Origin of the sequence: Streptomyces sp. MUSC 14 (assembly GCF_001866675.1) — a bacterium.
In the GTDB taxonomy this organism is placed as follows: domain Bacteria; phylum Actinomycetota; class Actinomycetes; order Streptomycetales; family Streptomycetaceae; genus Streptomyces.
In genome coordinates this window covers 88,081-109,156 of the sequence record NZ_MLYN01000023.1, presented here as the reverse complement: position 1 = coordinate 109,156, position 21,076 = coordinate 88,081, and the positions used below count along the sequence as shown (strand labels likewise).

The following is a 21,076-nucleotide window of genomic DNA, read 5'->3' as shown; positions in this document are numbered from 1 at the left end:
GAACATCTGTTCCCATGATCGTGCGTCCGCGTTGGCGCCCCCCGATTTGGGGGGCCGGGCACCGGGGTGGTTGGCTTGCCCCAACCCCGAGAAACGCAGGTCCTGGAGGAACGCAATGGCGCAGGTCGAGGCCACTACGGAGCGGGTCGTCGCGGCGGACGCGGAGAAGGTGTTCGACGCCCTCGCCGACTACAGCGGCACGCGGCAGAAGCTGCTGCCGGAGCAGTTCAGCGAGTACGAGGTCCGCGAGGGCGGCGACGGCGAGGGCACCCTCGTCCACTGGAGGCTCCAGGCCACCAGCAAGCGGGTGCGCGACTGCCTGCTGGAGGTCAGCGAGCCCACCGACGGCGAACTGGTCGAGAAGGACCGCAACTCCTCCATGGTCACCACGTGGCGCGTCACCCCCGCCGGCGAGGGCAGGTCCCGGGCCGTCGTCACCACCACCTGGCAGGGCGCCGGCGGCATCGGCGGCTTCTTCGAGAAGACCTTCGCCCCCAAGGGGCTCGGCCGGATCTACGACGCCCTGCTCGCCAACCTCGCCGCCGAGGTCGAGAAGTAGCTCCAACGCTCCGCCGGCGAAGGGGCGTTGGGCCCCTTCACCGGTTCGAGTGCATCTCCGCCCTGCCCGGAACGATTCCGTAACTCACCGCAGTTGTTCACAGTTGACGCCTTACGCGGGAAATGTGAGCAGGTGTGACGAGAGGAGCGGCACGTGGGCGGCACGACACTGGTGGAGCAGGAGCGGGCCGTGGCGCCGGTCGGGCAGGAGAGCCCCGCCGCACCGCAGGCCCCCGCGCCCGCGCCCCGACTGGGCGCCCGCCGCGTGCGGTGGGTGTTCCTCGGGCTGATGCTCGCCCTGCTCCTCGCGGCGCTCGACCAGATGATCGTCGCCACCGCACTGCCGAAGATCGTCGGCGAACTGCACGGCCTGGACCGGATGAGCTGGGCGATCACCGCCTACCTGCTCACCTCCACCGTCGGCCTGCCCCTGTACGGCAAACTCGGCGACCTGGTCGGCCGCAAGGGCGTCTTCCAGTTCGCCATCGCGGTCTTCGTGCTCGGCTCCGCGCTCGCCGGCCGGGCCCAGTCCATGGACCAGCTGATCGCCTTCCGCGCACTCCAGGGCGTCGGCGCGGGCGGTCTCATGATCGGTGTGCAGGCGATCATCGCCGACATCGTGCCGCCCCGCGAACGCGGCCGCTACATGGGCCTGATCGGCGCCGCCTTCGGCCTCGCCTCCGTCGCGGGCCCGCTGCTCGGCGGCTACTTCACCGACCACCTCTCCTGGCGCTGGTGCTTCTACGTCAACGTCCCCTTCGGACTGGTCACCCTCGCCGTCGTCACCGTCGTACTGAAACTGCCCAAACCCGCCGCCCGCGGGCGCTTCGACGTCCTCGGCTCGCTGCTCCTCGCCGCCGCCTCCACCTGCCTGGTGCTGCTGACCAGCTGGGGCGGCACCGAATACGCCTGGGGCTCGCGGCAGATCCTCGGCCTCGGCGCGGGCGCCCTCGCCGCGTCCGTGCTCTTCCTCGTCGCCGAACGCTACGCCGCCGAACCCCTCATCCCGCTCCGGCTGTTCCGCGACTCCGTCTTCGACGTCAGCGGCCTGGTGGGCCTCGTCATCGGCGTCGCCCTGTTCGGCGCCGCCAGCTATCTGCCCACCTTCCTGCAGATGGTCGACGGCGCCAGCGCCACCGAGTCCGGCCTGCTCATGCTGCCGATGATGGCCGGCATCGTCGGCGCCTCGATCATCGGCGGCCAGCTCATCAGCCGCACCGGCCGCTACAAGATCTTCCCCGTGCTCGGCAGCGCCGTCTCCGCCGTCGGCATGTGGCTGCTCTCCCGCCTCGAAGTCGACACACCCCGGCTGCACTACAGCATCTGGATGGCCGTCCTCGGCGCCGGCATCGGCCTCGTGATGCCCGTCCTCGTCCTCGCCGTGCAGAACTCCGTACGCCCCGCCGACCTCGGCACCGCCACCAGCGCCAACAACTACTTCCGGCAGATCGGCGGCAGCGTCGGCGCCGCGGTCTTCGGCACCCTCTTCGCCGACCGCCTCACCTCAGCGCTGCGCAGGGAACTGCCCCCGCGCGCGGGCGCCCGGCTGCCCGACGCCGACTCCATCACCCCGCAGCTCGTCCACGCACTGCCGCCGGCCCTGCGCGACGCCTACACCCGCGCCTACGCCGACGCGATGCCCCGGATCTTCCTCTACCTCGTCCCGGTGCTCGTCGCCGGCCTGCTCATCGCCTTCTTCCTCAAGGAGAAACCCCTGGTGTCCCACCCCACCGCCGAACCCGATCACGAGCCCGAGGCCGTGCACGTGACCGTGACCGTGCCCGCGAACCCCCCGATCCCGCAGGCCCGCTCGGCGTACGCCGCCGGCATCCCCGTCTGCGGCACGGTGCAGCACCCCGACGGCACCGTGGTGCCCCGCGCGGCCCTCACCCTCATCGACGTCTCCGGACAGCAGATCGGCCGGGGCGCGAGCGGCGACGACGGTCGGTACGCGCTCAGCACTCCCGGCTCCGGCTCGTACGTCCTCATCGCCGCCGCGGGCGGCCACCAGCCGCAGGCCGTCTCCGTCACCGTCGGCGAACGCCCCGTCGAACTCGACGTCGTCCTCGGCGGCGCCGGACGCCTCGCGGGCAGCGTCCTCACCGCCGACGGCAACCCCGTGCGCGACGCCACCGTCACGCTCACCAACGTGCACGGCGAGGTCGTCGCCGCCACCCGCAGCGGCCGCGAGGGCGGCTACGTCATCACCGAACTCGTCGCCGGCGAGTACACGTTGGCCGCCAGCGCCCCCGCCTACCGCCCCGCCGCCCTCCCGATCAGCGTGCAGGCCTCCCGGGAGACCCGGCAGGACGTCGAACTCGCGGGCGGCGCCGTGCTGCGGGGCACCGTCCGGGCGAGCGGCGGACGGCCCGTGGAGGACGCGCGCGTCACGCTCCTCGACGCCGCGGGCAACGTCGTCGACACCCTCACCACCGGAGCGGACGGCACGTTCCGCTTCGTCGACCTCTCCTCCGGCGAGTACACCGTCATCGCGGCCGGCTACCCGCCGGTCGCCACCGTCCTCCAGGTCGCGGGCGGCGGCCGCACCGAGCGCGACCTGCAACTGGGCCACGAGGACTGACCGTCGGCCGGAGCCGGAGCCGACGGGGGGCGCCCGCGCGGCACCGAGCCGCGCGCCGGTGCGATCCGGTGAAACCAATTCCAGGATTGCCACACATCGCGACCGTACCGGGCCGTACGGTAGTGGCAGGCTTCACAGATCGTTTGCGAACAGCCGTAGGGGAGAAAGGGCCTGGGCCATGGATTTCGGCGACGACCGTGGCAGCACGCGGGACACACCTCCCGGCCACGGCGAGGGGGACGCCGCCGCGGGCCGCATTCCACTGGGCGTGGTCGTCGTCGACCGCGCCGGCCTCGTGTCCCACTGGAGCAGCGGCGCCCGGCGGCTGTTCGGCGTCGACCGCGAGGACGCCGTCGGGCGGCCCGCCGCCGACCTGCTGCCGGTCTCCGGCGCCCTGGCCGACGACGCGCACGGCGCGGACACCCGGCACGCGTACACGCCGTACGACGACCCCGGACCCGACCTGGAGGCCTCGCTCGACGGGCACACCGGCTACGCCACCGCGGGCCGCGCCCGCCAGAGCACACCCGGCGGGGCACCGGACGGCGAGCGGCTCGACGTGCTGTGGTGGGCCTACCCGCTGGTCGGCCCCGGCCCGTCCCGGCTGCTCGTGCTCGCCGCCGACGCCACCCGGCTGCGCGACGAACGCGGCTACGACGACGAGACCGCCGAGCGCATCTCGCCCGGCTTCGCCCGCCACACCGAACTGCCCGCCTCCGACGAACTGGCGCGGCGGCTGCCCGAGATCCTGCCCAACATGGGCCCGGGGCTCAGCTCCCGCATCGTCTCCCAGGTCCTCGAACTCGGCTATCCCGTCCTGGAGTTCAGCCAGTCCGACCGGGTGCCCGTCACCCCGTACTGGGGCGTGCCCCGCCGCCCCGGCCGGGTGCGCACCGAGGCCGTCGTACCCCAGCAGCGCTCCGCGCCGCCCCTCGTCCCGGCCGGCGCCGAGGCGGACCTGGAGTACGCCGCGGTGCGCGAGCGGCTGGAGTTCCTCAACGAGGTCAGCTCCGGCATCGGCTCCTCCCTCGACCTCGGTGAGACCATCCGCGAGGTCACCAGCGCCGCCGTGCCCCGCTTCGCGGACTTCGCCGGCACCCATCTGCGCGCTGCCGTCCTCGCGGGCGAGGGCTTCCCGGACGGCCCGCCGGACGCCAGCACCGTGATGTTCCGCGTCTGGGTCGAGCACAACGACGAACCCGGCCGCTGGGACGACACCGTGCCCGTCGGTGAGGCCTTCGCCTTCCCCGAACACACCCCGTTCTACAAGTGCATGGTCACCGGCGAGCCGGTGCTGATCCCGCGGGTCACCGAGGAGCTGTCCGAGCGGATCTCGGGCGAGTTCGAGAAGCGCGACCTGCGGCCGCTCATCGGCGGGCGTTCGCTGCTGATCGTGCCGCTCAAGGCCCGCAACGTCGTCCTCGGCTTCATGGTGCTGATGCGCCGCCCCGACCGGCCGGCCTTCGACGACATGGACCGCACCACCGGCGCCGAACTCGCCGCCCGCGCGGGCCTCGTGCTCGACAACGCCCGCATGTACACGTACCAGGAGAACGTCGCCGACACCCTCCAGGACAGCATGCTGCCGCAGGTGAACCCGCGGATGGCCGGGTGCGACGTGGCCACCCGCTATCTGCCCGGCACCCGGCTCGGCCGGATCGGCGGCGACTGGTTCGACACCATCAAGCTGCCCGGCTCGCGCACCGCCCTCGTGGTCGGCGACGTCATGGGCCACGGCCTCAACTCGGCCGCGATGATGGGGCAGTTGCGCACCGCCGTGCAGACCATGGCCACGATGGAGACCCCGCCCGCCCGGCTCCTGCGCAACCTCGACGACCTCGCCCGCCGGCTCGGCGACAACTACCTCGCCACCTGCCTCTACGCCGTCTACGACCCGATCCGCGGAGAACTGCACCTCGCCAACGCCGGTCACATCCCGCCCGTCCTGGTGCGCGCCGAGGACGGCAGCAGCGAACTCCTCGACCTGCCCACCGGCGCCCCGATCGGCGTCGGCGGCGTCGCCTTCGAGTCCCTGCGTATCGCGGTCCGACCCGGCGACCGGCTGGTGCTGTGCACCGACGGCCTCGTCGAGGTCCGCGGCTGCGACATCGGCGAGGGCCTCGCCGCGCTGTGCGAGTCCGCCGCGCACCCGGCCGCCTCCATGGACGACGCCTGCGACACCATCATCCGCGCCCTCAACACCCGCGGCGGCCGCAAGGACGACGTCGCCCTGCTCATGGCCCGCCTCAACGGCATCCACGCCGACCATGTCGCCGAATGGCGGCTCGACCCCGGCCCGAGCGAGGTGGCCCGCGCCCGCCGCCTGGTGCGCGCCCAACTGCTCGACTGGGGGCTGCCGCAGGCGGTGGACACGGCCGAGCTGCTGGTCAGCGAGGTCGTCACCAACGCCGTACGGCACGCCGTGAGCGAGCCGGTCGGGCTGCGGGTGATCCTCGCCGACGCCCTCCTCTTCGAGGTCACCGACGACGAACCGGCCCTGCCCGCCATGCTCGGCGCCGGCCCGTACGACGAGGCCGGGCGCGGGCTGCGTGTGGTCAGCCGGCTGGCCCGCGAATGGGGCGCCACGGCGAGCGGGCACCGCAAGACGGTGTGGTTCGAACAGGCGGTCACGGCAGGGACGTGAGCGAAGGGCGGCCACGGGGGAGGGAAGGGGCGAGCCGGGGGAGGGGCGTGCGTCCCGGCTTTGTGCGCCCCCGGCACACCCGGGGCGCCCGGGCATCTCGTGAAGGTGCCCACCCGGCACTTGCCCCACTCCCGGCCTCCGCGATATCCCGATCACGAACCGAACCGTGGGGAGATCGCAATGAACGTGTCGGACAACTACCGCAACGCCTGGGAAAGTTACTGGAGAGAGACCTCCGACGAGGCGGGCGAGGCGATCTGGGACTGTGATCCCGCCCTCTCCGCCGAACCGCACAGCGCTCTGCTGCTGCCCCACGCCGACGCGGAGCGGACCATCGTCGACCTGGGCTGCGGCAACGGCACCACGACCCGCTACCTCGCCACCCGCTTCGCCCGCGCCGTCGGCGTCGACCTCTCGCACGCCGCCGTCGAGCACGCCCGGCGCGCCAAGAACGACGACACGGTGGAGTTCCAGCAGCTCGACCTGACCGAGACCGACGCCGTCCGCGCCCTGCACGAGCGGCTCGGCGACGCCCACGTCTACATGCGCGCCGTCATCCATCAGAGCGAACCGGAGGCACGGCCCGCGGTCGCCGCCGCCGTCGCCGAGATCGTCGGCATCGAGGGACGCGCGTTCGTCGTCGAACTGACCTCCGGCTCCCGGGACGTCCTGAGGCGCGCGGCGACCCAGCCGGCCGGCCCGGGGCCCAAGCTCCAGCGCGTCTTCCACCACGGGCTCAAGCCCGCCGACGCCGACGACGAGGAGATCCCGCGCCTGCTCGACGCGGCGGGCCTGACGGTCCTCGCCGAGGGTGTGACCAGCCTGCCGCAGACCGAGTACCTCACCGACGGCACCCGCATCGACCTGCCGGCCCGCTGGTTCGTGCTCGCCGGGCGCTAGAACCCGCCCGTTGCCGTCCGTCGTCGTCCATTGCCGCCCGGCTCTGCCCGGGCGGCAGTGATAAACACCTCTTTGGGTTTCACCAAGCATGCATATGAGGGGAAATTCGGCCCTCTATGGACGATTCGGTGGTCCGGCCGTCCCCGTGCCGATAGAAAATCCCCGTCACCCCGCACGCCGCGACCAGCGGCGACGAAGCTCGTTCGGGCACCCATACGATTCTCGGCGTGACATACGGCTGACAATTCCTGCCATCAGCAGATAAATGCTCTCTTGTGATGAACCGTTCGTCGGGAAGACGATCGCTCCTCGTTCCCATGCCCTACCTGCGAGGAGTTCACATGAGCGAGCGGTTGACCCTCGGCCCGGACGCCGCACGGCAACTCGCCGACACGACCAAGACGACACCGCAGATGCGCGGCATCACACCCCGCTATCTGCTGCGCGCGCTGCCCTGGGTGGACGTCGACTCCGGCGTCTACCGGGTCAACCGGCGCCGCACCTACGTCCTCGGTGACGACCGCATCAGCACGACCGACGACGACACGCCGCGCGTCATCGCGGGCGACCTGCGCGAACTTCCGTACCTGCGCGAGGCGGACGAGGCCCTGCTGGCGGAACTCGCGGGCGCCTTCACACAGGTGTCCTTCGAGCCCGGCGAGATCCTGGCCCAGGAGGGCGCCCCCGCCGACCGGCTGTGGGTGATCGCGCACGGCCGCGCGGAGAAGCGCGCGACCGGGCAGTACGGCGCGGACGCGCTCCTCGACGTCATCGGCGACGGCCAGTTCTTCGACCTCGCCGCCTGGACCGGCGCCGAGGCCCTGCCCTACCGGGTGCAGGCGCTGACCGCGGGCACCGCCCTCTGCCTGGAGCGCGCGGAACTCGCCCGGCTCGCCGAACGCGACGCGACCTTACGCGCCGCGCTGGACGCGTACGCCGCCGGCGCCCATGTCATGGCCGGTGCCGAGGTCCCCGTCGACCTCACCGCGGGACACGACGGCGAACCCGACCTGCCGGGGACGTTCGTCGACTACGAGGACACCCCCCGCGAGTACCACATGACCCTCGCGCAGACCGTGCTGCGCGTCCACACCCGCGTCGCCGACCTCTACAACGGGCCGATCGACCAGACACGGGCCCAGGCCAACCTGACCGTGCACGCACTGCGCGAGCGGCAGGAGGCCTCGATGCTGTACCACCCGGAGTCCGGGCTCTTCCACAACGTCGCCCCCGGACAGCGCGTCCAGACCCGCACCGGCGCCCCGACCCCCGACGACCTCGACGAGCTGCTGACACGGGTGTGGAAGCAGCCCGCATACTTCCTCGCCCACCCGAAGGCGATCGCCGCGTTCGGCCGTGAATGTACCCGCCGGGGCGTACCCCCGGTGATCGAGAGCCGCTTCGGCAGCCCCCTGCTGACCTGGCGCGGCGTGCCCCTGCTGCCCTCGGACAAGGTGCGCTTCTCCGGCGGCGCGGGCGTCGGCACGACCGAGATCCTGCTGATGCGTCTCGGCGAGGCCGAACAGGGCGTGGTGGGCCTGCGGCCGTCGAAGGTCGCCGACGAGGTCGAACCGGGCCTCGCGATGAAGAACATGGGCGTGGACCAGAAGGGCATCACGTCGTACCTGATGACGGCGTACTTCAACGCGGCGGTCCTGGTGGAGGACGCGCTCGCCGTGCTCCAGAACGTCGAGGTGTCCACATACCATGACTACTCCTGACGTTGTGGCCGGGCAGCCCCAACCACCCGGCACCGCCCGGGGATTCACACCCGAAGCAGCCCGCCGGGACATACCGGTCCTGCACCGGACGGTCAACGGCCACCCGCTGGTCTGGCTGGACAACGGCGCCACCACACAAAAGCCCCGGCAGGTCATCGAGGCACTCACGGCGTTCTACGCCGCCGCCAACTCCAACATCCACCGCGGCGCGCACACCATGGCACGCGAGGCCACGCAGATGTACGAGGCGGGCCGGGCCGCGGTCGCGGAGTTCCTGGGCGCGCCCTCGGCCGAGAGCATCGTCTTCACCCGCGGCACGACCGAGGCGATCAACCTGGTCGCGCAGAGCTGGGGACGTGCCAACCTCGGCCCCGGGGACGACGTCCTCGTACCCGTGCTGGAGCACCACGCCAACATCGTGCCCTGGCAGCGGATCGCCAAGGAGACCCGCGCACGCGTCGTGCCCGTACCCCTGCGGCCGGACGGCTCCGTCGACCAGGACGCCTACGCCGATCTGCTCTCCGCGCGCACCCGGCTCGTGGTCGTCAGCCACGCCTCGAACGTCCTCGGCACCGTGCCACAGGTACGGGAGATGACGGCGCTGGCGCACCGCTACCGGGCGAAGGTGCTGGTGGACGGAGCACAGGCGGTGGCGCACTTCCCCGTCGACGTGACCGGCCTGGACGCCGACTTCTACACCTTCTCCGGCCACAAGGTCTACGCCCCCACGGGCATCGGCGCGCTGTACGCCAGGCCGGAGATCCTCCAGGCCATGGCGCCGTGGCAGTCGGGCGGCAACATGATCGAGTCGGTGAGCTTCGACCGTACGACGTACGCCCCCGTCCCGCACCGTTTCGAGGCCGGCACCGGCCACATATCCGGCGTGGCCGGGCTGCTGGCGGCCCTGAACTGGCTGACGGCCTTCGGCCGGGCGGCGGTGGCGGACTACGAGACGTCGCTGACGGCGTACGCGCAGCAGGCCCTGGCCCAGGTCCCGGGCCTCGAACTGCTCGGCCCGGCGGCCGGGCGGATCGGCGTCCTGACCTTCACCCTGCCCGGCCGCACCCCGGCCGAGATCGCCGACCGGCTCGACGGCGACGGCATCGCCGTCCGGGCCGGCCACCACTGCGCCCAGCCGGCCCTGGCCCACTACGGCCTCGACGCGGCGGCCCGCGCGTCGCTGGCGCTCTACAACACGCGGGAGGAGGTGGACCGGCTGGTGGCGTCGCTGCTGAAGCTGCCGCAGGCCGCCTGAGGCCGGGCACCCGCCCGGACGGTTCCGTGTCCGGGCGGGCTCGCCCTCCCCTGCGACCCGAACCGCTCCGCCTCGCCGGTGGGCCGGGCGGCTAGGATCACCGCCTGACGGTGCGTGGAGGAGGCCTCCGCACCTGCCTGAGGGGGCGGTTCATGGCGCGGTGGCGTGCGTTGCCGACGGGGCTCGATCCGGCGGTCGCCAAGCTTGTGTCGCGGTTGCGGCAGCTGAAGGACGCCAGCGGGCGGACGATGCCCGAACTCGCCAAGGAGACGGGGTACAGCACCTCCTCCTGGGAGCGCTACTTCGGCGGCCGGGCGCTGCCGCCACGCGAAGCGGTGGAAGCGCTGGCACGGCTGGTGGGCGCGGACGTCGTCCGGCTGCTGGCCGTGCACGAGGTGGCGGACGAAGCATGGCGCAAGCGGCCGAGCTCCGCCGCGGCGGACGTGCCGCCCCGGTTCGAGGAGACCGAGAACGGGCCGCCCGCCGCTGCCGGGACGGACGGCGGCGCGGAACCGCGCCGCTCTTCGGTCTGGCGGACGCTGCTCGCCGCGGGTGCCGGGGCCGTCGTCGGCGCGGTCACCACGGCCCTGCTGACGGCGCCGGGCGCCGGCGCCCGTCCCGCGGCGGCCGTCACTCAACGCGTCGTCTACGCCTGCGAGTTCAGCCGCCGGGACGGGCTGTGGTACGCGGGCAACAGCACCACCCGCACACAGCAGCTCGTCGTCGACATGACCGGCTCCGACGTCGCCGAGCTGCAGTGCCTGCTGCAACGCGCGGGCATCACGCCGGGCGGCATCGACGGTTCCTTCGGGCCGCTCACCGAGGCGGCGGTGATCCGCGCGCAGAAGAAGTTCGGCCTGGACGTCGACGGACAGGTGGGCCCGCGCACCTGGGCGGCGTTGCGCCGATGAACCCGACACCACCCGAGTGCGCGCGGCTGGCGGCCGAACTGCGCCTGCTGCGGGACCGCTCCCGGCTGACCCTCGCCACGCTGGCCGAGGAAACCACGTACAGCAGATCATCCTGGCAGCGCTACCTCAGTGGCAAGGCGCTGCCGCCCTGGCTCGCCGTGCGCGGGCTGTGCCGCCTCGCGGGCGAACCGGAGCCGCGGATGCGCGCGCTGTGGGAACTGGCCGAAGCCGAGTGGAGCCGCCGCGCCTCGATCCGCCCGGCCCGGACGGCGGATCAGGACGATCCGCCGGCCGATGCGCAGGCGGTACCCCCGCCGACCGCCCGCCGGCCCGGGCGGCGCCGGGCCTGGCTCGTCGTGCTGGCCGGCGGGGTGCTCGCGACGTGCGCGGCGGTGGCTGCCGTGGCCACAGCCGGCACGGGCGGCGGCGGGGGCTTCCACGTCTCCTGCAACGGTGCCGCCTGCAACGGCCGCGACCCCGGTGTGACGCTGTGCGGGGTCGAGCCGCAGACGCTGCTGAACGTGGTCACCCCGGCCGGGGCCGGACTGGAGATCCGGTCCAATCCGCTGTGCCGGGCGGCATGGGCCAGGGTCTGGAACACCCGGCTCGGAGACCGCCTCACCCTGAGCGCGCGCGGCGAGCCGCAGCAGAGCGTCACCGTAGACGATCCCCGCCTGCTGGACGCCTTCGTCTACACGACGCTGATCGCGCTGCCTGCCCGGCACTCACCGCTGACGGCCTGCCTGACGACTGTGCCGCGACGTACCCGGCAGTGCTATTCCGCGCCCGCCCCGTGAGACGCGGTGCCGGCTCAGCCGCTGACGGTGCCGCAGTTCTCGGCGTCGTTGTAGTACTCACCACCCTGGTACTCCCAGAGGATGGAGCAGTAGGTACCCGCCGCGATGTTCTTGTTCGGGTATATCTGGCAGCCGACGACCGCGGACCCGTCGCCGGTGGTGACGGTCGCCGAGTTGCAGACCACACCGTTCGGCCCGGTGACCTCCTCGTGCACCGGGTACCCGAATCCCACATGCGTGGACCACCCGCGCACCTCGGAGGCGTAGAGACCGGCGCCATTGATGTACATGCAGTTGTCGACGCCGGAATCGCCGTTGTGACCGCATTCGTCGAACGTCATCGGACGGACGGTCACGGCCGACGCGGACGCCGTCTGAGCCGCGATTCCCAGCAGAAGCACGGATGCCGAAACGAGTATCCGCTTGATGCTCTTCGTCATTGGAGACCTCTCCCCGGTGCATGGATCTTGTTTCCCGGACATTCCGAGGCACCGATTGGCCTCTCGGCATGTCCCGTCGTTGCCGGTCGGCGGCACCCTTCACTTGTCTGTTCCGAGCCCGGGCAGACCCCCGTGCGTCAGCCCGGGCCGGACGAGGTGCGGTCGACCAGACGGAATCCTGGCGGGGCCCGGCGGCAGGAGGCCAGGAGCCCACGGGGAAGTGGTGCCTTCGCGGGACGACAAGGCGCGTGACCAGCGGCGCAGCGCCGACCCATGACGGCGGCGCGGGACGGTCTCAGGGGCCGGAAGTCCGTAGGTGCTTCCTGCCGAAGCCTCAGGCCCCCGGGAAGTTCTTCTTCGATGATCTCGGCCAGCCGGTCGAAGGCGGTCGGGCCACGTCCCGCGCGGGCCTCCGAGGTACTGGCGGGACACTTCGTGATCACGCCACTCGATCTCGAAGTCACCGGCCTCCGGTCTGCCGAAGCCGCCCCGGAGGAAGTCGGCGAAGGCATCGGGATGCCCCCCGAAGCAACCGTCGCAGCCAATGCCTTCGCCGGCGACCCGCCAGAAGTCCTCCAGCGTCCTGATCCTGCTGCCGATCGTCTCGGGACAGCTCTCCGGCAGGGGGATCAACCTCTGCCCCTCCTCATAGGAAGTCGTCCCGCCGACGCGTAACGTGAAGCACCATGAAGATCCTCATCAGTGCCGACATGGAAGGGGCCACGGGCGTCACGTGGCCCGGCGACGTACTGCCGGGGACACCGCAGTGGGAGCGGTGCCGGTCGATGTTCACCTCGGACGTGAACGCCGCCGCGCAGGGCTTCTTCGACGGCGGCGCCGACCAGGTGCTCGTCAACGAGGCCCACTGGACCATGCGCAACCTGCTGCTGGAGCGGCTGGACGAGCGGGTCGAGATGATCACCGGACGGCACAAGACCCTGTCCATGGTGGAGGGTGTGCAGCACGGCGACGTCGACGGCATCGCCCTCGTCGGCTACCACGCGGGCGCCGGCATGGAGGGCGTCCTCGCCCACACCTACCTCGCCAACCAGATCACCGGCGTGTGGCTGAACGACGTCCGCGCCAGCGAGGGTCTGCTCAACGCGCACGTCGTCGCCGAGTACGGCGTGCCCGTCGTCCTCGTCACCGGCGACGACCTCGCCTGCGAGGACGCGCTCGGCTACGCCCCCGAGGCGCTGAAGGTCGCCGTCAAGGACCATGTGTCGCGCTACGCGGCCGTGTGCCGGACCCCGGCCCGCACCGCCGCCGACATCCGCGCGGCCGCCAAGGAGGCGGCACGTCTGGCGGTCCGTCAGGAACCGGTGCAGGGCGGGCCGTTCACCGTAGCGGTCGAGTTCGACGCCGAGCACCTGGCGATGGCCGCCACCGTCGTCCCGGGGGTCGCGCGGATCGGGGAGCGCAAGGTGGCGTACACCAGCGCGACGATGTACGAGGGGATCCGGACGTTCAAGGCGGTCACCACGATCGTGTCCGCCGCCGTGGAGGAGCAGTATGGCTGACCAGCGGACGCCGCAGCCGGTCGACGGGCGGATCGACGGCCAGGTCGACGAGCAGGCCCTGGCCGAGGTCGTGGAGTTCACCTCCGGCCTGATCCGTATCGACACCACCAACCGGGGCGGCGGGGACTGCCGGGAGCGGCCCGCCGCCGAGTACGCCGCCGAACGGCTGGCCGGCGCGGGCCTTCAGCCGCTGCTGCTGGAGCGCACACCCGGCCGCACCAACGTCGTCGCCCGGATCGAGGGCACCGACCCCGGCGCCGACGCGCTGCTCGTCCACGGCCATCTCGACGTGGTGCCCGCCGAGGCCGCCGACTGGAGCGTGCCCCCCTTCTCCGGGGAGATCCGCGACGGGGTGGTGTGGGGGCGCGGCGCCGTCGACATGAAGAACATGGACGCGATGATCCTCGCGGTAGTCCGCTCCTGGGCCCGCCGCGGCGTACGGCCCCGCCGCGACCTCGTCATCGCGTTCACCGCCGACGAGGAGGCCAGCGCCGAGGACGGCTCCGGCTTCCTCGCCGACCGCCACCCCGAACTCTTCGAGGGCTGCACCGAGGGGGTCAGCGAGTCCGGCGCCTTCACCTTCCACGACGGCGCCGGCCACCGTATCTACCCGATCGCGGCCGGGGAGCGGGGCACCGGCTGGCTGAAGCTCACCGCGCGCGGCCGGGCCGGCCACGGCTCCAAGGTGAACCAGGAGAACGCGGTCACCCGGCTCACCGCCGCCGTCACCCGCATCGGCGAGCACGAGTGGCCGCACCGGCTCACCCCGACCGTGCGAGCCGCGCTCACCGAACTCGCCGCCCTGTACGGCATCGAGCCGGACTTCCGGGACGTGGACCGGCTGCTGCACAAGCTCGGCCCGGCCGCGGCCCTGGTGGAGGCGACCGTCCGCAACAGCGCCAACCCGACCATGCTGCAGGCGGGTTACAAGGTCAACGTCATCCCCGGCGAGGCCGTCGCCTACGTCGACGGGCGTTGTCTGCCGGGCGGCGAGGAGGAGTTCACCGCCACCCTCGACGAACTGACCGGCCCCGACGTGCAGTGGGAGTTCGCACACCGCGAGGTGGCCCTGCAGGCGCCGGTGGACTCGCCGACCTTCGCGCGGATGCGGGCCGCCGTCGAGGAGTTCGTACCGGACGGACACGTCGTGCCGTACTGCATGTCGGGCGGCACGGACGCCAAGCAGTTCTCCCGGCTCGGCATCACCGGCTACGGCTTCACCCCGCTGGAGCTGCCCGAGGGCCTCGACTACCAGGCCCTCTTCCACGGCGTGGACGAACGCGTCCCCGTCGAGGCGCTGCACTTCGGCGTCCGCGTGCTCGACCGCTTCCTGCGCATGGCGTAGACGCGTGGACGCGCACGGCTGGATGCCCACGGCATGGAACAGTCCCGACGAAGGAGGGCACACAGGTGCTGACCGCGCCGTACGGAACCTGGCCGTCACCCGTCGACGCGGCGCTGGCCGCCGCGCACGACGGACAGCCGGAGTGGGTCGAGTTCGTCGGGGACGAGGTGTGGTGGACCGAGCCCCGCCCCGCCGAGGGCGGCCGCCGGGCCCTGTTGCGCCGCACCGCCCATGGCACGCAGGAGACCGTGCTGCCCGCGCCGTGGAACGTGCGCAACCGGGTCGTCGAGTACGGCGGCCGCCCCTGGACCGGAACGACGGACGACGGCCGGCCGCTGATCGTCTTCACGCACTTCGCCGACCAGCGGCTGTACCGGTACGAGCCCGGCGGCGAACCGCGCCCGCTGACCCCGCTCTCGCCGGTCGGCGCGGGCCTGCGCTGGGCGGACCCGCACCTGGACCCCGCCCGCGGAGAAGTGTGGTGCGTGCTGGAGGAGTTCACCGGGAACGCCCCCGGCGACGTCCGCCGCCTCCTGGCCGCCGTACCGCTCGACGGGTCCGCCGCCGAGGACCGCTCCGCGGTGCGCGAACTCACCGACGGCCGGCACCGGTTCGTCACCGGCCCGCGCGTCTCGCCCGACGGCCGCCGGGTCGCATGGCTCGCCTGGGACCATCCGCGGATGCCGTGGGAGGGGACGGAACTACGCGTCGGCGAGACCGGTGTCGACGGAACACTGCATACCGTCCACACGGCCGCCGGCGGGCCGGGCGAGGCGATCGCCCAGGCGGAATGGTCAACAGACGGCAGTCTTCTGTATACGAGCGACCGCAGCGGCTGGTGGAACCTCTACCGGGACGGCACCCCGCTCTGCCCCCGCGAGGAGGAGTTCGCCGGCCCGCTGTGGAAGCCGGGCCTGCGCTGGTTCGCACCGCTGGACAACGGGCTGATCGCGGTCGTACACGGTAGAGGGCCGACCGTACTCGGCATACTGGATACAGAATCCGGTGAGGTCGTCGACGCCGCCGGACCCTGGACCGAGTTCGCGCCCACCCTCGCCACCCACGGCGGCCGGATCGTCGCGGTCGGCGCCGGCCCGCGCACCGCCCACGAGGTGGTCGAACTGGACACCGTCACCGGCCGGGCCCGCCCCGTCGGCGCCCGGCACCGGGACGCCGTCGACCCCGCCTACTACCCGACGCCCCGGACCCGCACCTTCACCGGCCCCGGCGGCCGCGAGGTGCACGCCCACATCCACCCGCCCCACCACCCCGCCCGCACCGCACCCGACGGCGAGGCCCCGCCCTACGTCATCTGGGCGCACGGCGGCCCCACCAGCAGGGCACCCCTCGTACTGGACCTCTCCGTCGCCTACTTCACCTCGCGCGGCATCGGCGTCGCCGAGGTGAACTACGGCGGCTCCACCGGATACGGCCGCGCCTACCGGGAGCGGCTGCGCGAGCAGTGGGGCGTGGTCGACGTCGAGGACTGCGCCGCCGTCGCCCGCGCCCTCGCCGCGGAGGGCACCGCCGACCCCGCCCGGCTCGCCATCCGCGGTGGCAGCGCCGGCGGCTGGACCGCCGCCGCCTCCCTGGCCACCACCGACGTCTACGCCTGCGGCACCATCGCCTACCCCGTCCTCGACCTCACCACCTGGGGCCCCGGCGAGACCCACGACTTCGAGTCCCGCTACCTGGAGTCGCTGATCGGACCGTCCACCGAGGTGCCGGCCCGGTACGCCGAACGCTCGCCCCTCACCCACGCCGACCGGCTCACCGTGCCGTTCCTGCTGCTCCAGGGCCTGGACGACGTGATCTGCCCGCCCGCCCAGTGCGAACGCCTGCTCGCCCGGATCCGGGGCCGGGGCGTGCCGCACGCCTATCTGACCTTCGCGGGGGAGGGCCACGGATTCCGGCGGGCCGAGACGATGGTGCGCGCGCTGGAGGCGGAAATGTCGCTGTACGCCCAGGTGTTCGGGCTGGACGCGCCCGGTGTCCCCGGACTGGAACTGCACCCGTGAACGCCATGACGAAACCGACCCGGCCGCCCCCCGGTGCCCGCGTCGCCGTCGTCGCGGCCGGCGGGCCGCTGTGCCTGGAGGACGTCGGCGGGCAGGCGTACCGCCCGGACCGCGGCCGCCCCCGGACTCCCGCGCTGACGACCCCCTTCGGTGCCGCGGCCGAACTCGACGCGGACACCGCCGCGCTGAGCCTCGACGAGCCGGCCCCGCGCCGACCGCGCACGGGCCCGATTCCCGGATGCGGCACCGCCACCGGCGTCGTACGCTGGCCGGATGCCGCACACCGCGCCCCACTACCTCGCCGAGGGCCCTCGCGTGGCCGTCCGTCACTTCACCCTCCAGGACGGACCCGAGTTCACGGCCCGCACCCGCGAGAGCAAGGACCTGCACCGGCCCTGGCTGTTCCCGCCGGACGACGACGAGTCCTACGCCGCCTACGCGAGCCGGCTGATCGAGGACCCGACGAAGGCCGGCTTCCTGGTGTGCGAGAAGGACGGCGGGGACAGCGGGGGCAGCGGTGCCGTCGCGGGCTTCATCAACATCAACAACATCGTGCGGGGCGGCTTCCAGTGCGGCGCGCTCGGCTACGGCGCCTTCGCGCACGCCGCCGGGCGCGGCCTGATGCGCGAGGCTCTCGGCCTGGTCGTCGACCACGCCTTCGGCCCGCTCGGCCTGCACCGGCTGGAGATCAACGTGCAGCCCGAGAACACCGCGTCCGTCGCGCTGGCGCGCGGCGGCGGCTTCCGCCTGGAGGGCTTCTCGCCCGCCATGATCCACATCGACGGGGCCTGGCGCGACCACGAACGCTGGGCGCTGACCGTCGAGATGCGGACCGGCGCCGCGGGCGCCTCGGCGCGATGAGGAGGCCTTCCCCGCGTACTCCGGTCGTGCTCGACGCCCCCTCCAACCCCGGCCTGCGCCCGCCGGCCCCCGGCACCGTCCCCGGCTGTCACCAGCCGGCCGGCGCGCTGCGCGAACAGCGCCTCGTCCAGCGGCTGGACGCGCGCGAGAGCGAGGTCGTCGTACCCCCGCGCCACGACCTCGGCGACTGGCAGGAGGGCGACGGCGTGTTCAACGCCGCCGCGCTCGCCGCCCGCACCGTCACACCGGCCGACCGCCTCGAACACCACGTCCGCGCCGGGGACTTCCCTGTCGTCCTCGGCGGTGACTGCTCCATCCGGCTCGGCGCCTCCCTCGCCCTGCGCCGCCTCGGCCGTGACGGGCTCGCCGCCCTTGGGGGTACCTCCCACGCCCCCAAGGCAGCGGGGGAGCCTCCCCGGACCTCCGCCACCCCGACAGCTCCGAGCAGATCGGGGCGGCGGGCGGCGAGGAGGTCGCCCTCGGCGCCGGGCGCGGCCGGCGCGACCTGACCTGACCGACCTGGAGGGGCTCGGGCCCTGTCTGCGGGACGAGGACATACGGTTCGTCGGCATCCGCGACTGCTCCGAGGAGGACCGGGCCGAACTCGCGGCGCTGAAGATCCCCGTGGCCACCGTCGGCGACATCCGCGCGAGCGGCGCCGACGCCGTCGCCCGCGCCACCGTACAGACCCTGGAGGCGCCCGCACTCGACGGCTTCTGGGTCCACCTGGACGCCGACGTCCTCGACCCGTCCGTCATGCCCGCCGTCGACAGCCCCGACCCCGACGGCCTCACCCCCGCCGAACTGACCCGTCTGCTCCGCCCGTTGCTCGCCTCAGGACACACCACCGGTCTCAACGTCACCATCTACGACCCCGACCCCGACCCCGACCCCGACGGCACGGCCGGCGCGCTCCTCGCCGACGTGGCCGTGGCCGCCTTTGCGCAATCCTGACCGGCAGCTCCCCTGGGCAGTGACCGGCGCTCCGGGTTCCATGGTGATCGTGACGAGGATCCGACGTGAGGTACTGACCCTGCCCGCCGCCGAGTTGGGCCCGGACAACCCCCTGCCCCCGCTGCACCCCCTCGACGAGGTCCACCGCATCGACGACCGCGACCGGGCCGGCATGCCCCGGGACATGGTGCGCCAGCTCGGCCACGAGCCGCTCACCAGCCTGCTCCCGGTCCGCGTCCGCGACGGCTACGGCAGGACCCGCACACCGCGCACCCTCGACGCCCTGGTGATCGAGAACGACCGGCTGCGCGCCACCGTCCTGCCCGGCCTCGGCGGCCGCGTCGCCTCCCTCCTCCACCTGCCCACCGGACGCGAACTCCTGTACCGCAACCCGGTGTTCCAGCCCGCCGACTTCGCCCTCAACGGCGCCTGGTACTCCGGCGGCATCGAGTGGAACATCGGCGCCACCGGCCACACCACCCTGTCCTGCGCCCCGCTGCACGCCGCCCGCATCCCCGCCCCCGACGGCGGCGAGATGCTGCGCCTGTGGGAGTGGGAGCGGCTGCGCGACCTGCCCTTCCAGGTCGACCTGTGGCTGCCCGACGGCTCCGACTTCCTCTACGCCGGCGTCCGGATCCGCAACCCGCACGAGCGCCCGGTGCCCACCTACTGGTGGTCCAACACCGCGGTACCGGAGGACGTCCGCGTCCTCGCACCCGCCGACGAGGCCTGGCAGTTCGGCTACGAACGCCGCCTGCGCCGCATCCCGGTCCCCTCCCACGACGGCATCGACCGCACCCGCCCCCTCGACAGCCCCTACGCCGCCGACTACTTCTACGACGTGCCGGACGCCAGGCGCCGCTGGATCGCCGCCCTCGGCGCCGACGGGCACGGGCTGGTGCAGACCTCCACCGACACCCTGCGCGGCCGCAAGCTCTTCGTGTGGGGCCACCGGCCCGGCGGCCGGCGCTGGCAGCAGTGGCTGACCGAACCCGGCACCGGCGGCTACTGCGAGATCCAGGCCGGTCTCGCCCGCACCCAGCTCGAACACGTCCGGTTGGAGGCGCGGAGCGAGGTGTCCTGGCTGGAGGCGTACGGCCCGCTCGACGCACCGAGTACGGGGGAGTGGCCCCAGGCGGTCCGGGGCGCCGAGGACCGGCTGGAGACGGCCCTGCCCCGCGCCCGCGTCGAGCAGGCGTACGCCGACTGGCTGCCGTACGCCGACACCGAACCGGTCACCATCCTGGCCGCCGGTTCCGGCTGGGGCGCCCTGGAGGTGCTGCACTCCGACGGGAAGCTGCCCGGCACCCCGTTCCCCGAGTCCACCCTGGGCGAGGCCCAGACACCCTGGCGGGAACTGCTGCGCACCGGCTCGCTGCCCGAGCCGAGCCGGGTACGACCGCCCGGCGAGAGCCTCGTCGCACCGCACTGGCGGGACATGCTGGAGACCGCGCCCGCCACCCCGCACACCGAGTACCACCTCGGCATCGCCCAGTGGCACGCGGGCGACCGCGCCCAGGCCGTCCGCAGCTGGGAACGCGCCCTGCGGCGGGCGCCCGCCCGCTGGCCGCTGCTGCGCTGCCTGGCCGTGGCCGACCGGACGTCCGGCCACCACGAGCGGGCCGCCGAACGCTACCTGGACGCCTTCGACGACCTGTGCCGCGCACTCGGCCGGCTCCCTCACGGCCCGGAAGACGCGGCAGACGCCCCCGCCCCCGACCTCGGCGACGGTGACGGCCACGGCGGTGGCGGCTTCGGTGGTGACGGCTACGGTGGTGACGGCGCGGCCTGGACCGCCGTCCAGGCCGCGCTCGGCCGCGAGACCCTCCGGGCCCTGCTGCGCGTGCGGCGCACCGCCGACGCCCGCGCCGTACGGGACCGGCTGCCGCCCGCCGTGCGCGAGCGCGGCCGCTTCCGCCTCTTCGAGGCCGAGCTGCTGCTCGCCGAGGGCCGGCCGGAGGCGGCGCGTGCCGTCCTCGAGGAGGACGTCGAGGTCGCCGACCTGCGCGAGGGCGAGGAGACGATCGGCCGACTGTGGTCCCGGCTCACCGACGAGCCGCTGCCCGCCCGCCTCGACTTCCGGATGCGCCCGGACCAGCCCTAGGCCCTGCCGAGGCGGCTCAGGCCCGCTGCTGGTCCACGTACTCGAAGACGGTCCCGTCCGGATGCATCACCAGCAGACTGCGCCCGGCCGGGCTCGGCAGCGGACCGGCGAGGATCCGTGCGCCGAGGCCGGTCAGCACCTGGTGTGCCTCCGCCACGTCCTGCACCGCGATGGTCGCCGTCACCTTCCGGAGAATCTCCAGCTCCGCCTCCGGCCCGCTCATCAGCAAAAAGGAGCCGATCGCGGCGACCTGCACCCCACCGCGCCCGAACCGCTGGGCTCTGCCGCCCGCCAGCCGCTCGTAGAACGGGACCGCGGCTTCGAGGTCGTCGACACAGATGCGCAGTGTGGCGCCGAGAATCTCCATGCGGACGAGCCTAGTTGGACCTGCCCGCCGATGGTGGCGCCGCCGGAGCCGGCCGCACACCGCCATGCCGTTCGGGTGACCCGGCGGACGTTTGGGTGCC

The 21,076-nt window shown here is 73.1% G+C and carries 15 protein-coding genes and 1 pseudogene; 14 read left to right on the top strand and 2 right to left on the bottom strand.

Going from position 1 to position 21,076, the window contains the following annotated elements:
• The first annotated feature begins 115 nt into the window (after positions 1-115).
• From BIV25_RS14645 to BIV25_RS14610, 8 genes are all read left to right on the top strand, one after another.
• Positions 116-559 (top strand): SRPBCC family protein, encoded by a 444-nt coding sequence (locus tag BIV25_RS14645; RefSeq protein WP_071372733.1) that lies wholly within the window; start codon positions 116-118, stop codon positions 557-559.
• 153 nt (positions 560-712) lie between these two features.
• Positions 713-3,139 carry an MFS transporter gene (locus tag BIV25_RS14640; RefSeq protein WP_071372732.1) on the top strand — a complete coding sequence of 809 codons (2,427 nt, stop codon included), beginning with the start codon at positions 713-715 and terminating at the stop codon, positions 3,137-3,139.
• Positions 3,140-3,317: 178 nt separating this feature from the next.
• Complete coding sequence (locus BIV25_RS14635; protein ID WP_071372731.1) at positions 3,318-5,783, top strand: SpoIIE family protein phosphatase; 2,466 nt, start codon at positions 3,318-3,320, stop codon at positions 5,781-5,783.
• A gap of 180 nt (positions 5,784-5,963) precedes the next feature.
• A complete protein-coding gene (locus BIV25_RS14630; RefSeq protein WP_071372730.1) occupies positions 5,964-6,683 on the top strand; it encodes a bifunctional 2-polyprenyl-6-hydroxyphenol methylase/3-demethylubiquinol 3-O-methyltransferase UbiG in 720 nt (239 codons plus the stop codon).
• Between the two features lie 341 nt (positions 6,684-7,024).
• Positions 7,025-8,404, top strand: coding sequence for a family 2B encapsulin nanocompartment shell protein (locus BIV25_RS14625; RefSeq protein ID WP_071372729.1), 1,380 nt, complete (start codon positions 7,025-7,027; stop codon positions 8,402-8,404).
• Positions 8,391-9,659, top strand: coding sequence for a cysteine desulfurase (locus BIV25_RS14620; RefSeq protein WP_079176639.1), 1,269 nt, complete (start codon positions 8,391-8,393; stop codon positions 9,657-9,659). The genes BIV25_RS14625 and BIV25_RS14620 overlap by 14 nt, the downstream gene beginning before the upstream one ends.
• Before the next feature lie 152 nt (positions 9,660-9,811).
• The gene (locus tag BIV25_RS14615; protein ID WP_071372728.1) at positions 9,812-10,570 is read left to right on the top strand and encodes a peptidoglycan-binding protein; all 759 of its coding nucleotides are present in this window, start codon (positions 9,812-9,814) and stop codon (positions 10,568-10,570) included.
• Complete coding sequence (locus tag BIV25_RS14610) at positions 10,567-11,367, top strand: DUF2690 domain-containing protein (RefSeq protein ID WP_071372727.1); 801 nt, start codon at positions 10,567-10,569, stop codon at positions 11,365-11,367. Before BIV25_RS14615 ends, BIV25_RS14610 begins: the two co-directional genes overlap by 4 nt.
• A gap of 14 nt (positions 11,368-11,381) precedes the next feature.
• Here the strand turns inward: BIV25_RS14610 and BIV25_RS14605 are convergent, their stop codons facing one another.
• The gene (locus BIV25_RS14605; protein ID WP_143076635.1) at positions 11,382-11,708 is read right to left on the bottom strand and encodes a hypothetical protein; all 327 of its coding nucleotides are present in this window, start codon (positions 11,706-11,708) and stop codon (positions 11,382-11,384) included.
• Between the two features lie 785 nt (positions 11,709-12,493).
• Here BIV25_RS14605 and BIV25_RS14600 point away from each other — a divergent pair.
• The 6 genes and pseudogenes from BIV25_RS14600 (at position 12,494) to BIV25_RS14575 (ending at position 20,609) form a co-directional block, all read left to right on the top strand.
• On the top strand, positions 12,494-13,327 hold the full coding sequence (locus tag BIV25_RS14600) for a M55 family metallopeptidase (protein ID WP_071372725.1): 834 nt from the start codon (positions 12,494-12,496) through the stop codon (positions 13,325-13,327).
• The gene (locus BIV25_RS14595) at positions 13,320-14,672 is read left to right on the top strand and encodes a M20/M25/M40 family metallo-hydrolase (protein ID WP_071372724.1); all 1,353 of its coding nucleotides are present in this window, start codon (positions 13,320-13,322) and stop codon (positions 14,670-14,672) included. The genes BIV25_RS14600 and BIV25_RS14595 overlap by 8 nt, the downstream gene beginning before the upstream one ends.
• Before the next feature lie 65 nt (positions 14,673-14,737).
• Complete coding sequence (locus tag BIV25_RS14590; RefSeq protein ID WP_071372723.1) at positions 14,738-16,690, top strand: prolyl oligopeptidase family serine peptidase; 1,953 nt, start codon at positions 14,738-14,740, stop codon at positions 16,688-16,690.
• A 273-nt stretch (positions 16,691-16,963) separates the two neighbouring features.
• Positions 16,964-17,551, top strand: coding sequence for a GNAT family N-acetyltransferase (locus BIV25_RS14585; RefSeq protein WP_071372722.1), 588 nt, complete (start codon positions 16,964-16,966; stop codon positions 17,549-17,551).
• A pseudogene (locus BIV25_RS14580) lies at positions 17,548-18,505 on the top strand (arginase family protein). The gene BIV25_RS14585 and the pseudogene BIV25_RS14580 overlap by 4 nt, the downstream one beginning before the upstream one ends.
• A 40-nt stretch (positions 18,506-18,545) precedes the next feature.
• On the top strand, positions 18,546-20,609 hold the full coding sequence (locus BIV25_RS14575; protein WP_071372721.1) for a DUF5107 domain-containing protein: 2,064 nt from the start codon (positions 18,546-18,548) through the stop codon (positions 20,607-20,609).
• 16 nt (positions 20,610-20,625) lie between these two features.
• Here the strand turns inward: BIV25_RS14575 and BIV25_RS14570 are convergent, their stop codons facing one another.
• On the bottom strand, positions 20,626-20,976 hold the full coding sequence (locus BIV25_RS14570; protein WP_071372720.1) for a VOC family protein: 351 nt from the start codon (positions 20,974-20,976) through the stop codon (positions 20,626-20,628).
• Positions 20,977-21,076 lie beyond the last annotated feature (100 nt).